Here is a 14,678-nt window from a genome sequence, read left to right as displayed (position 1 = left end):
TGGGGGAAACGTCCTTCCCCTGCTACGGACCACACGGCTTACGGCCGCAGACGGCCTTCTGCGCCCCGCGCCCTTCTTTCACCCCGCGGGCTTTTGCCCGCCGCCAAACCGCATCAAGGATACAACACAAACAGCATGCATGAACCTTACCTTACCATCACCCCCCTGGGAGGCCTGGGGGAAATCGGCCTGAACTGTCAGCTCTGGGAAACGCCCGGCGGCGTGGTTATGGTGGACTGCGGCCTCATGTTCCCCGACGACGCCCACCTGGGCGTGGACGTGGTCATCCCCCACTTCGGCGCGGTGAGCGCCATCAAAGACAAACTGCTGGGCATTGTGCTGACCCACGGGCACGAAGACCACATCGGCGCGCTGCCCTGGCTGGTGCCCGAACTCAAAGGCACCCGCATCTACGGCTCACCCTTTACCCTGGCCCTGGTGGAACACAAGCTGCGCGAACGCGAAATTCTGGACTGGGTGGAACTGTGCCCCGTCAGCGCCAAAACCGTGCTGCCCCTGGGCGACCTGACCTTCCACTTCTTTCCCGTCTGTCATTCCATACCCGAAGGCTTCGGCCTGGGTGTGGAAACCCCGGTGGGCCGCGTGGTGCACAGCGGCGACTTTAAAATCGACCCCCACCCCCTGAGCGGCAGCGGCACGGATTTGCGGCTGTTTCGCGATTTTGCCGGGCCCGAAGGCGCGCGCCTGCTGCTTTCAGACTCCACCAACGCCATGCGCGAGGGGCGGTCGCTGACCGAGCGCGAAGTCAAAGATTCGCTGGACAACATCTTTGCCACGGCGCAGGGGCGCATTGTCATCACGCTCTTTTCCAGCCACATTCAGCGCATTCAGGAAGTTTTTGACCTGGCCCGCGCCCACGGCCGCACCGTGGTCATCAGCGGCAAATCTCTGGCCAACAATATTGAAATGGCCCGCGACCTGGGCATTGCCAAACTGCCGCCCGCCTTCTTCAACGCCCACAACGGCGTGCCCGACCTGCCCGACAACCAGATTGTGCTGGTGGTCACCGGCGCGCAGGGCGAGCCGCTCTCCGCCCTTTCGCGCATGGTGCTGGGCGGCCACCGCCAGCTCGATATCCGCAAAGGCGATACCGTGGTCATGAGCTCGCGCATGATACCCGGCAACGCCAAGGCCATCTCCAAACTTATCAACGAAATGTACCGCATGGGCGCGGAAGTGCTCTATGAAAGCGTGCACGCCATCCACGCCTCCGGCCACGCCCAGCGCGACGAACTGCGCGAAATGTTTGCCGCTGTGCGGCCGCAGCTCTTCATCCCCATCCACGGCGAATACCAGCATCTGGTCAAGCACGGCCGCCTGGCCGCGGAATGCGGCGTGCCGCAGGACAACGTGGTGCTGCTGGAAGACGGCCAGCCCATTACCCTGCGGCCCAACGACTTTCAGCTTGAAAACCGCGTGCCCGTGGAGTGTACCCTGGTGGACGGCAAGGGCGTGGGCGACGTGGGCTACGCCGTGCTCAAAGAACGCCGCATCCTGGGCGACGAAGGCATGGTCATTGTGGTGCTGGTGGTGGATTCTGAAACCGGCAGCATTTTGCACGGGCCGGAAATGATCTCGAAGGGCTTTGTATTTGAACAGCACTACAGCCACTTGCTGGAAGACGCCAAGTGCCTGGTGCTGGACGAAATAGAAGCCGCCCGCCCAGGGCAGATCAACCGCCTGCAGGAAAATATCCGCTCGTCCCTGCGGCGCTTTTTCCGCCGCGTGCTGGAACGCGACCCCATTGTGGTGCCCGTAATCAGCGAAGTGTAGCGCGCACACCCCGCCGCCGCAGCATCTACCGGCCGACGCAGCGCAGGCGCAGTGGGCGCGGCAACAGGCAACAGGGCCCCGTGAACGTTTTATGCGCACGGGGCCCTGGTTATGAGGGCTCTACCGGCTCTACCTGGCTCTACCGGCGGCTCTACCGCAAAAACGGGGACAAAAAAAGGGGCTGCCTGAAACCGGCAACCCCGTAAAAATCTGCTGGCGGAGAGGGAGAGATTCGAACTCTCGGTACGCTGTTAACGTACACACGATTTCCAATCGTGCTCCTTAGACCAGCTCGGACACCTCTCCGCGCTGCCGCGCGCCTTGGCGGCGCGGCGACGAAGACGCACATTAGCCCAGGGGCCGCGTCCTGTCAAGCGCCCGGAACCCAAACGCATTGACCACAGCCGCGCCTTGACGTAAATTGGACGGCTGCATTGACGCACAGCCAACGGAGTCCTCCCATGTCTTCTGAACATACCCCCGCCGCAGCAGCCGCAGCCACTACCGCCGACACGGCCAGGGCCGGCGTCGACTTTATCCGCGCACGCATCCTCCAGGACAACGCCTCCGGCCGCTTCGGCGGCAAGGTGCACACCCGCTTTCCCCCGGAGCCCAACGGCTACCTGCACCTGGGGCACGCCAAATCCATCTGCCTCAACTTTGGCGTGGCCAAAGAATTTCACGGCCAGTGCAACCTGCGCTTTGACGACACCAATCCCACCAAGGAAGACACGGAATACGTGGACGCCATCCGCGAGGACGTGCGCTGGCTGGGCGGCGACTGGCAAGACCGGGAATTTTACGCCTCCGACTATTTTGAACGCCTTTACCAGTATGCCGAGCAGCTCATCCAGATGGGCAAGGCCTATGTGGACGACCTTTCGGCCGAGGAAATCCGCCGGTACCGCGGCACCCTGACCGAACCGGGGCGCGAAAGCCCCTGGCGCAACCGCAGCGTGGAAGAAAACCTCGACCTCTTCCGCCGCATGCGGGCCGGAGAATTCCCCGACGGCGCACACGTGCTGCGCGCCAAAATCGACATGGCCTCCCCAAACCTGGTCATGCGCGACCCCACGCTCTACCGCATCCGTCACGCCGCCCACCACCGCACGGGCAACGCCTGGTGCATCTACCCCATGTATGACTACACCCACTGCCTGTCGGACTCCATGGAGGGCATCACCCATTCCCTCTGCACGCTGGAGTTCGTCAACAACCGGGAGCTCTACGACTGGGTGCTCAACGCTTTGGGCGTGTACCATCCGCAGCAGATCGAATTTGCACGCCTTAACCTGACCTACACCGTGCTTTCCAAGCGCAAGCTCATCCAGCTGGTCAAGGAAGGCCACGTCTCCGGCTGGGACGACCCCCGCATGCCCACCCTGAGCGGCCTGCGCCGCCGCGGCGTGCCGCCCGAAGCCCTGCGCCAGTTCTGCGCCCGCATCGGCCTGGCCCGCGCCGACTCCACGGTGGACTACGCCATGCTGGAATTCTGCATTCGTGAGCGCCTCAACGCCTGCGCCAAGCGCGTTATGGCCGTGCTGGACCCCATCAAGGTGGTTATTGAAAACTATCCCGAAGGCCAGGTGGAAGAGCTGGACATGCCCTTCCACCCCGAAGACCCCGCCTACGGCAGCCGCAAAACCCCCTTCGCGCGGGAGCTCTATATTGAACGCGACGACTTTCGTCTGGAGCCGCCCAAAAAATACCACCGCCTCTCCCCCGGCGCGGAAGTGCGCCTGCGCTACGCCTATCTGCTCACCTGCCGCGAGGCCGTGCTGAACGACGACGGCAGCGTGCGCGAACTGCGCTGCGTCTACGACCCCCAAAGCCGCGGCGGCCAAAGCCCCGATGGCCGCAAGGTCAAGGGCACCATCCACTGGGTGGCGGCAGACAGCGCCGTGCCCGCCGAAGTGCGCCTCTACAGCCAGCTCTTCGCCACGGAACACCCCGACGAAGCCCCGGAAGGCAAGACCTTTCTGGACAACCTCAATCCCCAATCCCTGCAGGTGACGCAGGGCCTGCTGGAACCGGCCGCCGCCGCCCTGCAGGACGGCGAAGCCGTGCAGTTTGAACGGCTGGGCTACTTCTGCAAAGATAAAGACAGCACAAACGCCCGCCCCGTGTTCAACCGCACCGCCACCCTGCGCGACACCTGGGCCAAGCTGGAACGCAAAGGCTGAACAGCGGGCGGCGAAGCCCGCATGCCGACACTACGACAAAGGCCGCCGGGACACCCCGACGGCCTTTGTCATTGTCATTAGAGTAGGTAACACTTGAAATGCTCGCTTACGGCAGGCAAAAGCCTGCCTTCTCGCATTTCGTGGCAAGGATTTTCAAGAAAATCCTTGCAGCGCAATTAACTCATTTCATTCGTAAACTGCTCTAGGCATTGTACTGAACACGGCAGGCAGGTCGGCCCGCTCCGGGTTTGCACAAGGCTTACGCCCGACACGCCGCGGCGCGCAAACGCGTAAGCCCAAAACATTTGCCCCCTTGCCGCGCACAGGCGGCCCAGCCCTCAGGCGTTGCCGTAGTAGGGGGGCCTGCGGGCAGGCGTATCCCCGCCCACCCGAAAAATCTGCACCGTATAGTGGCCCTTCCCGCCGCACATGGGGCAGCCGTCCGTCACCAGCATACAGGAAGCGTCCAGCTCCAGCGGGTCTATGCCCGCCAGGCCGAGAATCTGGCTGGCCTTGCCCTTCTCCCACATGACGGGAGAGCCGCAGCGGCCGCACTCCACATAGAGCAGTTCCGGGTCATAGCCCTTGGGCACCAGAGGCCCGCGCAAGGGCTCCGCAATGGTCCTGATGGGGTTGTTGCGCATGATGGATACCTCCCGGCGGGCCAGGCGGCGCGCCAGCACCCTGGCCGCGCGCAGGCCGAGCCTGCCTTTCCATACATAAGCACAGCGCGCGCCAAGGCAAGCCCCTTTGCGCCGCCAGGCGCAGGCCCGCACCCGCCGCTTGCCTTGCCCCGCACGCCCGCATACACTGCAACCATGACCGAAAATTTTTCGCATATCCGTTTGCTACCGCCCGCATTGCGTAACCAGATTGCCGCCGGCGAGGTGGTGGAACGCCCCGCCAGCGTAGTGAAAGAACTGGTGGAAAACAGCCTCGACGCCCAGGCCCGGCAGATCGACGTCCTGCTGGAAAACGGCGGGCAAACTCGCATCCGCGTCCAGGACGACGGCGCGGGCATCCCCGCCGACGAACTGGAGCTGGCCGTCACCCGCCACGCCACCAGCAAAATTACCCAAATGGAAGACCTGGAGCGCATCCGCTCCTACGGCTTCCGCGGCGAGGCCCTGCCGAGCATCGCCTCTGTGTCGCGCTTCACCATCACCTCCTCCCGGCGCACACCCCAGGGCCAAAGCCCGGCCCACCAGGTGGAGGTGGAGCACGGCCGCCTCAAAAACGCGGCCCCGGCGGCGCTGCACCAGGGCACGGTGGTGGATGTCCGTGATCTTTTCAGCAACATACCAGCGCGGCTGAAATTTTTAAAGACCCCCGGCACAGAGTTCAAACGTGCCCAAAACTGGCTCTCACGCCTGGCCCTGACCCGCCCGGAGGTGGGCTTTGCCCTCTTTGCCGGCGAACGGGAAGCCCTGCGCTTTCTGCCCGGCCAGGACCTCGCCCGCCGCCTGGCCCTGATCTGGCCCCGCCTGGTGGTGGAAGCCCTGCGCCCCTTTGACGCCACCCGCCACGGCGTCCGCGCCCACGGCCTGGCCGCCCTGCCCAACGTGAGCCAGCCGCGCGGCGACCGCATTTTGCTCTACGTCAACAACCGGGCCGTTACGGACAAACGCCTGCTCAGCGCCGTGCGCCAGGCCTACAAGGGCCGCCTGACCAGCCGCGACTATCCCCAGGTGGTCCTGTTTGTGGACCTGGACCCCGCCGAAGTGGACGTGAACGTGCACCCGGCCAAGAGCGAAGTGCGCTTTCGCGATGAATCCGGCGTCTTTTCCGCCGTGCTCCACGCCGTACAGGAGGCGCTGCTCACGTCCTTTGACCTGGCCGCGGGCCGCTGGGAGGAAGGGGCGGCAGCGGACGGCCCTGCACCCGCCGACAGCCCCGCGCTCGGCGCTGCAGAAGACAGGCAGGAGGCCCCCCGGCCCCTGGGCTTCTGGGGCCGTCTGGACCAGCCCCCGTTGCTGGCCCCCCCCAGCCGGAAGCGCCGGTCGCCGCGCCCTGGGAGGTGCGCGCCCCGGCGGCGCAGCCCACGCCTGCGGCCGCAGGAAGCCCACCGGACGCCCCCACGGACGCCGCGGGCGGCCCGGTCCACGAGGCCAGGCACGACCCCACGGAAAAAAGCGCGGGCCGCACGCCGGACCTTTTGCCAAACAGCCCCGCGGCAGCCGCAGCAGGCGCGTCCACCGCCATACCTGAGCGCGCGCCGGACGTCCAGTCCTCGGTCGTGCCGGACAGGCGCGCGGACCCGGCCGGGGAGGACGCCCACAGAACCGCAACGTTCTTTATGGACGCGGCAGCAGCCGTCCCTGGCCTGGCGGAACACGAGGCCGCCTACGCCCTTGACCAGGACACGATTTCGGACCAGATTCCGGACCCGGCGCACGGCCAGGGGGTCACGCCGGAAGCGGCAAGGGGCGGACGGGAGCCCGTGCGGGTGGGGCCCTTTGCCTATCTGGGCCAGGTGGCCGCCACCTATCTTGTCCTCCGCGATCAGGAAGGGGCGCTGGTTTTGGTAGACCAGCACGCCGCCCACGAGCGCGTGCTCTACGCCCGGCTGCGCCGGGGCGGCTTTGCGGGCACGGGGCAGCTTCTGGCCCTGCCCCTGGACCTGCCCCTGCCCCCGGCGGAAAAAGAACGCTTCTGCGCCCTGCGCCCACGCCTGGAAGCCCTGGGCTTCACCGCCCAGAGCACGGCCGGGGGACTGCAGGTCACGGCCTTGCCGCCCGTGCTCTGCCGCGCCGAGGCCCGCCAGTTTTTGGAGGAAGCCCTGGCCGGACGCAAGGACGACCTTACGGCCTTGTTTGCCTCCATGTCCTGCAAGGCCGCCATCAAGGCGGGGCAGAGGCTGACGGACGACGAGGCCGCCGGCCTGCTGCGCCAGTGGCTGCAGACCCCGGAACGGGAATACTGCCCCCACGGTCGGCCCTGCGTGCTGCGCTGGGACGCGGGCGCGCTGGAAAAACTTTTCAAACGTCGGCAGTCGTAACGCCCTGGGCTGTTATCCATAAGCATTTGCCGCAGTTGCCCCATGCTTTCCGCAGGCAAGCCGCCGCAAGAAGCCGCCTTCTGCCCTGCCCAGGCGGTAAAACGCCCGCCGCGGACGGGCCCCGCAATCCGCCCCATCCCCAAGACCGCGCACTTGCCTTACGGCGGCGCGGCGTGTATTTTGCGCCGCACGGAGGCCGCATGGACGTCCCTTTGCTTTACGAGATTGTGACCATCTTTCTGCTTTCCATTGTGGTCACCATCGTCTGCAATAAAATAAAACTGCCCGCCACCGTGGGCTTTTTGCTCACCGGCGTACTCTGCGGCCCCTCGCTGCTGGGCGTGGTGCGCGACCGCCAGGCCATCGACCATGTGGCGGAAATCGGCGTGGCCCTGCTCCTTTTCACCATCGGCATGGAACTTTCGGGCGACGCCCTCAACCGCCTGAAGCGGCCGGTCTTTCTGGGCGGCAGTCTGCAGATCGGCCTCACGGTGCTGGCCGTCACAGGCCTGGCCCTGGCGCACGGCATGCCTTACCAGCAGGGCATCCTCTGGGGCTGCCTGGTGGCCCTTTCGTCCTCGGCCATTGTCCTGCGCATTATGCAGGAAAAAGGCACCACCAACACGCCCACGGGCCGCCTTTCTCTGGCTATCCTGGTTTTTCAGGATATTATGGTGGCCCCCATGCTGCTCGCCGTGCCGCTGCTTTCCGGCGCGCTGCGCCTTTCATTTCAGGAAGCCTTCTTTTCCGTCCTTTGGGTGGTGCTGGTGCTGGGCGCGGTGCTGCTTTTTGCCCGCTTCGGCCTCAACCGCCTGATGGAAGCCGTGGTGCGCACCCGCACGCGGGAAATTCTGCTGCTCACCACCCTGGGCCTTTGCCTGGGCATGGCCCTGCTCACCAATGTTCTGGGCCTTTCCCTTTCGCTGGGGGCCTTTCTGGCCGGGCTCATGCTGGCCCGATCCCAGTACAGCATGAGCGTCATCGCGGGCATTCTGCCCTACCGCGACGTATTCATGAGCCTGTTTTTCATCTCCGTGGGCATGATGCTCAACGTGGATTTTCTGGGGTCGCACTTCTTTTCCATCATCGGCTACACGGCCGTGTTCATCGTGCTCAAGACCCTGCTCACCCTGCCCGCCGTGCTCATCCAGGGCTACCCTTTGCGCACGGCCATAGTCACCTCGCTCAGCCTGGCCCAGGTGGGCGAGTTCGCCTTTGTGCTGGCCGCCTCCGGCCTGGCCGCCGGGCTTTTTGACATGGACGCCTACCAGAATTTTCTGGACGTGAGCGTGCTGACCATGATGCTCACCCCCGGCCTCATGGTCATAGCCCCCCGCCTGGCCGCCAAAATCGTCGGCGGCCGGGGCGAAGCGGAAGCGCCCGCAGCGGATGAAGGCGAAGCCTGCCCCCTGCAGGACCACCTGATCATCGTGGGCTTTGGCATCAGCGGCAAACACCTGGCCCACGTAGCGCGCGAATCGGGCATTGCCTACACCATTCTGGAAATGAATCCGGAAACCGTCAGCCGCTACCGCCACAAAGAACCCATCGCCCACGGCGACGCCTCCCAGCCCGTTGTGCTGGAACATCTGGGCGTGACCAGAGCGCGCGTGCTGGTCATTGTCATTTCCGACCCGGCCGCCGTGCGGGCCATTGTCACCGAGGCCCGCCGCTTCAACCCCAACCTGCACATCATCGCCCGCACCCGCTTCGTGGCCGAAGTGGCCCCTCTACGGCGGCTGGGCGCGGATGAGGTGGTGGCCGAAGAGTTTGAAACCTCCATCGAAATCTTTTCTCGCGTACTCACCCAGTATCTGGTGCCCCGGCAGGACATCGACACCTTTGCCGCCCGCATCCGGCAGGAAAATTACCGCATGATCCGCCGCATGAGCCATTCGGTGGACGCGGTGGATTCCATGGTCAAGCGCCTGCCGGACATGGGCGTGCAGGCCATGCGCCTGGGCGCGGCCTCGCCCCTCTGCGGGCACAGCCTGGCCCAGACCCAGCTGCGCAAGCTCTATGGGGTGACGGTCATCGCTGTGCTGCGTGAGGGCGTGACCCTGGCTTCACCCGGGCCGGACACGGTTTTCGAAGCGGGCGACATAGTGTATGTTTTCGGCAGCACCAACAAACTGCTGGCCATAACTCCGCTTTTTTCCGGCCCGCTGCGCCAGGCCAGGGAAGAGAACCCGCAACCCCAAGGATGCCAGCCATGAGCGCCGTTGACGCCGTGTTTCACTGCCGCATGTGCGGCCACTGCTGCCAGGGCAGGGGCGGCATTGTGGTCAGCCCCGCAGACCTCACCCGTCTGGCCGGGCATCTGGGCCTGCCGGAAGCGGACGTGCTGCAGCGCTGCTGCGAACGTCTGGGCGGCAAGTGGCAGCTGCGCGTGGGGGCGGACGGCTTCTGCATCTTTTTCCGGCCCGGAGCGGGCTGCGGGGTGCACGCGGGCAAGCCCGCCGTGTGCCGGGCCTGGCCTTTTTTTCGCGGCAATATCGAAGACCCGGCCAGCCTGGAAATGGCCAAAGACTACTGCCCCGGCATCGCCACTAAAGCGTCCCACACGGATTTTGCCAAAATCGGGCGCGCCTATTTGTACGAACACGGCCTGCTGGCCCACGACCCCCGCTGTGAAGCCAACGCGCTGATCCTCAAATAACCGCCATGCGACGCAGTACCCCCCGCCAACCGAGCCTCAAGGAATGTTACGCCATCCTGCGCCTGGAGCAAGGGGCGGACCTGGCCGCGCTTAAGCGGGCCTACCGGCGGCGGGCTTTTGAACTGCACCCGGACCTGCACCCCGGCCAGCCCGACGCCGGACGCCGCTTCCAACTGCTCAACGAGGCCTACGTGGCCCTTTCTGCCGTGCTGCAAACCAAGCCCGACGCGGCCGGGACGGACGACGAAACCGACGGCGGGGCCACGGCGGCAAAGGCCCGGAATGAACGCGCCCAGGGGGCTGCGGCCGACGCCCGCAAGGCCGCCGGTCCGGACGCGGCGGGGCGCGCCACGGCGCAGGACGCGGCACAGCCTGGCGACGCGCATGAAGCGCAGGGCACGGCCGACCCTGCCCAAGACGCCACGCAGGGCCCCACACAAAGTACGGACCGCCAGAGCGCGGCCGGACGCGCGGCCTATGCGGAGCACGACGTGCTGCGCGACCTGCTCAACGATCCCTTTGCCCGCCGTGTGTTTGAAGATATTTACAGCGAACTGAACCGCCAGCAGACTGCACCGCCGCCCCAACCGGACGCGGAGCCCGCCCCCCGCGCGGCCCGGCCCGAACCCCGCTCCGCTGCAAAGGCCACCAGGCTGCACCGGGCCAACCTGCTGGGGCGGCCGCCCGCAGACGCCGCCGCGGGCGGCGTCACAGGTCTGGTCAAAGGCTGGCTGCGCCGCCAGATCGACGAAGAACAAAGCCTGACCCTGCCCGCCGCCCATCTGGCCCCGGGCAAACGGATCCGTCTGCAGATCCGCCAGGCTTTTTCCGGAGAACTGCAAACCGTTGAAATCACTCTGCCGCCGGACTTTGCCGTGGGCAAGCCCGTGCGCCTGCGCGGTCTGGGCAAACGCGTGGGCCCCTGGCAGGGCGACTTGTACCTGACCCTGCACAACGCCTAACCCTCGCCCGCCCCCTGCCGCGCCCAACGTCACGGGCGGCGGGCCCCCAGAGCGCCATGTCGACCAGCCACACCTCCCCCCGCCGGGCTGCCCTTTCTTCCGACCACACCGGCGACCGCCGCCGCAACGACCACCGTGAAGAGCAGCTCAGATTGCTGCTGGAGCTTTCCGAAACCATGAATGCGGCCACAGACGTGGCCCTGGCCCTGGACAAAGCCTTGCAGCTCATGGCCGAGCACCTGCACATGATGCGCGGGGCCATTACCCTCATCTCGCCCAATACGGGCGAAATCCGCATTGAGGCCGCCTACGGGCTCAAACCCGCCGAGGCCCGACGCGGCCGCTATGTGCGCGGCGAGGGCATTACGGGCCGGGTCATCGAAACCGGGCGGCCCATGTACATTTCCAATGTTTCGGAAGAGCCCCTGTTTCTCAACCGCACCCGTTCGCGCGATTTGGGCAAGGAGGGCATTTCCTTCATCTGCGTGCCCATCCGGCTCAACGATCAGGTGGTGGGCGCCCTTTCTGTAGATCACCTGCTGGTGGACGAAGCCACCCTGGAAGACGAAATGCGCCTCCTGACCATTGTGTCCACCTTGCTGGGGCACGCGGCCCTGGAAACGCAGGGCAGGATGGACGAAGAGCAGGTTCCGGCCCTGCGGCCGCGCGGTTTTGTGGGTAATTCCGAAGGCATGCAGATGGTCTACGCCCAGATCGCCCAAGTGGCCCCTTCGGCCACCACGGTTTTTCTGCAGGGGGAATCGGGCACGGGCAAAGAGCTGGCCGCCCGGGCCATCCACACGGCCAGCACGCGGGCCAACAAACCCTTTATTTCGCTCAACTGCGCGGCCCTTCCGGAAAACCTCATTGAAAGCGAGCTGTTCGGCCACGAGCGTGGGGCCTTTACCGGGGCCAACGCTACGCGCAAAGGCCGGTTTGAGCTGGCCAACAGCGGCACGCTGTTTCTGGACGAAGTGGGCGAACTTTCTCTCATGACCCAGGCCAAGCTGCTGCGCGTGCTGCAGGAGCGGGCCTTTGAACGCCTGGGCGGCATGGAAACCCACTATGTGGACGTGCGCTTCATCACGGCCACCAACCGCGACCTGGAGCGCATGGTGGCGGAGGAAACCTTTCGCCGCGACCTGTTCTACCGGCTCAACGTCTTCCCCATCAATCTGCCGCCCCTGCGCCAGCGGCCGGAAGACATTTTGCCCCTGGCCAACCACTTTATCAAAAAATACGGCCACGCCAACGGCCGCGACAACGTGCGGCTCTCGCTGGCGGTTATGGACATGCTCCAGCGGTACGCATGGCCCGGCAATATCCGCGAGCTGGAAAACGTCATGGAACGTGCGGTGCTGCTGTTGGGCCGTGAGGGCCTTATTCTGCCGCAGCATTTGCCCCCGGCCCTGCACGGCGAGCACGGCGCGCCGGGCGGCAAGCTGCCGGGCGCGGCCAGGCCGGTGTTTTCCGGCAGTCTGCAGGACCAGCTCAACGAGCTGGAACGGGCCTCCATTGTGGAAGCCCTGGAGTGCAGCCAGGGGCAGATGGGGCGGGCCGCCGCCAGCCTGGGCCTGACGGAACGCATTATGGCTCTGCGCATGAAAAAATACGGAATCACCTACAAGGCATTCCGGCCCCGCAAAACCGGCGGGACACGGACCGCCGCCGAATAGAGCATTTAACACTTGAAATGCTCGCTTACGGCAGGCAAAAGCCTGCCTTCTCGCATTTCGTGGCAAGGATTTTCAAGAAAATCCTTGCAGGGCAGTTAGCTCATTTCATTCGCTAACTGCTCTAGCGGCTCGGGCGCACGCGCCCTGCCTGCTCCCAAACGGCTCCGACGCCGCAAAACCCGGCGGCGGCAAGCGTGCGGACGTGCGCCTGCCTGCCCTGCAGCGGCCAGCGGCTGCTATCGCCAACGCCGTAAGGGGAGGACGCTGCAGAACAGCGCTAGTTTCAAGATATCGACATAAAGGTAGTTTTTTCGCTGGGCCATCTTAAATTTATGATAGAAAAAATTATCTTATTTTTATGCATGTTATATAAACATGTCACAAAAACGGCGAAAGTCCTCACATAAAAACGACAGTTTTGTATAATTGTTGTTTTTTCCGTTAACATTATAAATTTTTTACTTTTTCTGAAAAGCAGCCCCGAAGGTCTTTTTCCGACCCCAGGGGCTTCTTTATTTTTCAACATAAATGTAGAAAAATACCTGCGCCCACCCCGGACAACCTTCCTGTCCGTTTCCCGCATTTTTTTAAAATACACAGTTAAATAAATAAATTATATGTATATTGCCGCCCCTGCATCAGGCTTTGGCACAGTGCGTGCTATTCCTTCCAAGACCGCGGCAGGAAGCCCGGTCCGGGACAGGCGCCAGCCCCGTAAAGGAACAGGTTTTGAACCGGGTGCGGCGGCGGATTGCGACAGCAAAGCCATTCCCCCCCGCAAAACACCTCAGAAGGATGTCCGTATGAACGCCTCGGATACTGCATTTATTCTTATCTGCGCCTGCATGGTCATGCTCATGACCCCGGCCCTGGCCCTGTTTTACGGCGGCCTGGTCCGCTCACGCAACATTCTTTCCACGCACATGCACAGCTACGGCGCATTGGCGCTGGTTTCCGTGCTCTGGGCCTTCATCGGCTACACGCTGGCCTTCGGACCAGACGTGGGCGGCGTCATCGGCGATCTCTCCTATCTGTTCCTCAAGGGCGTGGGCGGCGAATCGGCCCCCGCAGCGGCCCAGCTGCCCCACACCCTGTTCATGGCCTTTCAGTGCATGTTCGCGGCGCTGACCGTAGCCCTCATCTCCGGCGCGTATGCTGAACGCATCCGTTTTTCGGCCATGATGCTCTTTTCCGGCCTGTGGCTTATTTTCGCTTACGCTCCCATGGCCCACTGGGTCTGGGGCGGCGGCTGGATGGGCCAGATGGGCGCCCTGGACTTTGCCGGCGGCGCGGTGGTGCACATGGCTTCCGGCGCGGCTGCCCTGGCCTGCGCCCAGGCCCTTGGGCCGCGGCTCTCCAACGGCGCTGAACCGGCCACGCCCAACAACCTGCCCCTGACCCTGCTGGGCGGCGGCCTGCTCTGGTTCGGCTGGTTCGGCTTTAACGCCGGCAGCGCCCTGGTTTCTGGCCCCCTGTCCGCCCACGCCCTGGTCACCACGCACATGGCCTCCGCCTGCGGCGTGCTGGGCTGGATGCTGGTGGAATGGGTGCGCACGGGCAAGCCCACCAGCCTGGGCGCCATCTCCGGCGCGCTGGCGGGCCTGGTAGCCATTACCCCCGGTGCGGGCTTTGTGGAAATTCTCCCGGCTATGCTCATCGGCTTTGTGGGCGGCATCGTGTGTTACGGCGGCGTGCTGCTGAAGAACAAGTTCGGCTATGACGACGCCCTCGACGTGGTGGGCATCCACGGTCTCGGCGGCACCTGGGGCGCGCTGGCCACCGGCCTCTTCGCCTGCGCCGCCGTCAATGGCGCCGACGGCCTCTTCTACGGCAACCCCAAGCAGGTTTGGATTCAGCTCGTGTCCATAGTGGGCACCTGGGTGTTCGTCTACATCATGACCCGCATCATCCTCTTCGTGGTCAACGCCACAGTGGGTCTGCGCGTGGCCCCCGAAGAAGAATTCACCGGCCTGGATCTGGGCGAACACAACGAACGCGGGTACTCCCTGTAACCCCCCTCCAGGGAAAGGAATCAGCCATGAAAAAGATGGAAATCATCATCAGGCCCAGCATGTTTGACAAAGTCAAAAACGTGCTTTCCGAAATGGGCATTCACGGCCTCAACTATGTGGAAATAAAAGGTTTTGGCCGACAGCGCGGGCACACGGAAGTGTACCGGGGCACCACGATGCAGGTGGACTGCCTGCCCAAGACCAGGCTGGAAGTGGTCCTGCCCGACGCCATGGTGGAAAACGTGCTTAATGCTGTAGTTTCCATGGCCCGCACCGGACAGGTGGGCGACGGCAAAATCTTTATCAGCGATGTGCAGGACGCCATCCGCATCCGCACCGGCGAACGCGGCGACGAGGCCCTGTAGGCATTCGACAATATCTTAACGGCAAGCGC

At 64.4% G+C, this 14,678-nt stretch carries 11 protein-coding genes and 1 tRNA gene; 10 read left to right on the top strand and 2 right to left on the bottom strand.

Going from position 1 to position 14,678, the window contains the following annotated elements:
- The first annotated feature begins 135 nt into the window (after positions 1 to 135).
- A complete protein-coding gene (locus tag J7I12_RS11025; RefSeq protein WP_118230624.1) occupies positions 136 to 1,794 on the top strand; it encodes a ribonuclease J in 1,659 nt (552 codons plus the stop codon).
- Positions 1,795 to 2,008: 214 nt separating this feature from the next.
- On the opposite strand, the gene J7I12_RS11020 is transcribed toward J7I12_RS11025, so the two are convergent.
- Positions 2,009 to 2,100: transfer RNA gene (locus J7I12_RS11020), tRNA-Ser, on the bottom strand.
- Between the two features lie 155 nt (positions 2,101 to 2,255).
- On the opposite strand from J7I12_RS11020, the gene J7I12_RS11015 reads away from it, so the two are divergent.
- Positions 2,256 to 3,977 (top strand): glutamine--tRNA ligase/YqeY domain fusion protein, encoded by a 1,722-nt coding sequence (locus J7I12_RS11015; protein ID WP_483203479.1) that lies wholly within the window; start codon positions 2,256 to 2,258, stop codon positions 3,975 to 3,977.
- Between the two features lie 338 nt (positions 3,978 to 4,315).
- On the opposite strand, the gene J7I12_RS11010 is transcribed toward J7I12_RS11015, so the two are convergent.
- A complete protein-coding gene (locus J7I12_RS11010) occupies positions 4,316 to 4,621 on the bottom strand; it encodes a hypothetical protein (RefSeq protein ID WP_118230627.1) in 306 nt (101 codons plus the stop codon).
- Between the two features lie 174 nt (positions 4,622 to 4,795).
- Here J7I12_RS11010 and mutL point away from each other — a divergent pair, with 174 nt between their 5' ends.
- From mutL to J7I12_RS10970, 8 genes are all read left to right on the top strand, one after another.
- Positions 4,796 to 6,505: a DNA mismatch repair endonuclease MutL gene (gene mutL / locus J7I12_RS11005; RefSeq protein ID WP_498793692.1), complete on the top strand. Its 1,710-nt coding sequence runs from the start codon at positions 4,796 to 4,798 to the stop codon at positions 6,503 to 6,505.
- A complete protein-coding gene (locus J7I12_RS11000) occupies positions 6,424 to 6,975 on the top strand; it encodes a hypothetical protein (protein ID WP_498793690.1) in 552 nt (183 codons plus the stop codon). Before mutL ends, J7I12_RS11000 begins: the two co-directional genes overlap by 82 nt.
- A 200-nt stretch (positions 6,976 to 7,175) precedes the next feature.
- Positions 7,176 to 9,191 (top strand): monovalent cation:proton antiporter family protein, encoded by a 2,016-nt coding sequence (locus J7I12_RS10995; protein ID WP_288907489.1) that lies wholly within the window; start codon positions 7,176 to 7,178, stop codon positions 9,189 to 9,191.
- Positions 9,188 to 9,634 carry a YkgJ family cysteine cluster protein gene (locus tag J7I12_RS10990; protein WP_118230620.1) on the top strand — a complete coding sequence of 149 codons (447 nt, stop codon included), beginning with the start codon at positions 9,188 to 9,190 and terminating at the stop codon, positions 9,632 to 9,634. The genes J7I12_RS10995 and J7I12_RS10990 overlap by 4 nt, the downstream gene beginning before the upstream one ends.
- Before the next feature lie 5 nt (positions 9,635 to 9,639).
- The gene (locus J7I12_RS10985) at positions 9,640 to 10,596 is read left to right on the top strand and encodes a J domain-containing protein (protein ID WP_498793688.1); all 957 of its coding nucleotides are present in this window, start codon (positions 9,640 to 9,642) and stop codon (positions 10,594 to 10,596) included.
- A 56-nt stretch (positions 10,597 to 10,652) separates the two neighbouring features.
- Positions 10,653 to 12,272, top strand: a complete 1,620-nt coding sequence (locus tag J7I12_RS10980) for a sigma-54 interaction domain-containing protein (RefSeq protein WP_118230619.1) — start codon at positions 10,653 to 10,655, stop codon at positions 12,270 to 12,272.
- 803 nt (positions 12,273 to 13,075) lie between these two features.
- A complete protein-coding gene (locus tag J7I12_RS10975) occupies positions 13,076 to 14,284 on the top strand; it encodes an ammonium transporter (protein WP_118230618.1) in 1,209 nt (402 codons plus the stop codon).
- 26 nt (positions 14,285 to 14,310) lie between these two features.
- The gene (locus J7I12_RS10970; RefSeq protein ID WP_118230617.1) at positions 14,311 to 14,649 is read left to right on the top strand and encodes a P-II family nitrogen regulator; all 339 of its coding nucleotides are present in this window, start codon (positions 14,311 to 14,313) and stop codon (positions 14,647 to 14,649) included.
- Positions 14,650 to 14,678: the final 29 nt, after the last annotated feature.

Origin of the sequence: Desulfovibrio diazotrophicus (assembly GCF_902498985.2) — a bacterium.
GTDB classification, from domain to species: domain Bacteria; phylum Desulfobacterota; class Desulfovibrionia; order Desulfovibrionales; family Desulfovibrionaceae; genus Desulfovibrio; species Desulfovibrio legallii.
This window is presented reverse-complemented; position numbering and strand designations above follow the sequence as displayed.

Excerpts from the sequence above, each read along its gene's own strand:
- J7I12_RS11025 (WP_118230624.1), top strand. The coding sequence starts at position 136 with ATGCATGAACCTTACCTTACCATCACCCCCCTGGGAGGCCTGGGGGAA.
- J7I12_RS11015 (WP_483203479.1), top strand. The coding sequence starts at position 2,256 with ATGTCTTCTGAACATACCCCCGCCGCAGCAGCCGCAGCCACTACCGCC.
- J7I12_RS11010 (WP_118230627.1), bottom strand. The coding sequence starts at position 4,621 with ATGCGCAACAACCCCATCAGGACCATTGCGGAGCCCTTGCGCGGGCCT.
- mutL (WP_498793692.1), top strand. The coding sequence starts at position 4,796 with ATGACCGAAAATTTTTCGCATATCCGTTTGCTACCGCCCGCATTGCGT.
- J7I12_RS10995 (WP_288907489.1), top strand. The coding sequence starts at position 7,176 with ATGGACGTCCCTTTGCTTTACGAGATTGTGACCATCTTTCTGCTTTCC.
- J7I12_RS10990 (WP_118230620.1), top strand. The coding sequence starts at position 9,188 with ATGAGCGCCGTTGACGCCGTGTTTCACTGCCGCATGTGCGGCCACTGC.
- J7I12_RS10985 (WP_498793688.1), top strand. The coding sequence starts at position 9,640 with ATGCGACGCAGTACCCCCCGCCAACCGAGCCTCAAGGAATGTTACGCC.
- J7I12_RS10980 (WP_118230619.1), top strand. The coding sequence starts at position 10,653 with ATGTCGACCAGCCACACCTCCCCCCGCCGGGCTGCCCTTTCTTCCGAC.
- J7I12_RS10975 (WP_118230618.1), top strand. The coding sequence starts at position 13,076 with ATGAACGCCTCGGATACTGCATTTATTCTTATCTGCGCCTGCATGGTC.
- J7I12_RS10970 (WP_118230617.1), top strand. The coding sequence starts at position 14,311 with ATGAAAAAGATGGAAATCATCATCAGGCCCAGCATGTTTGACAAAGTC.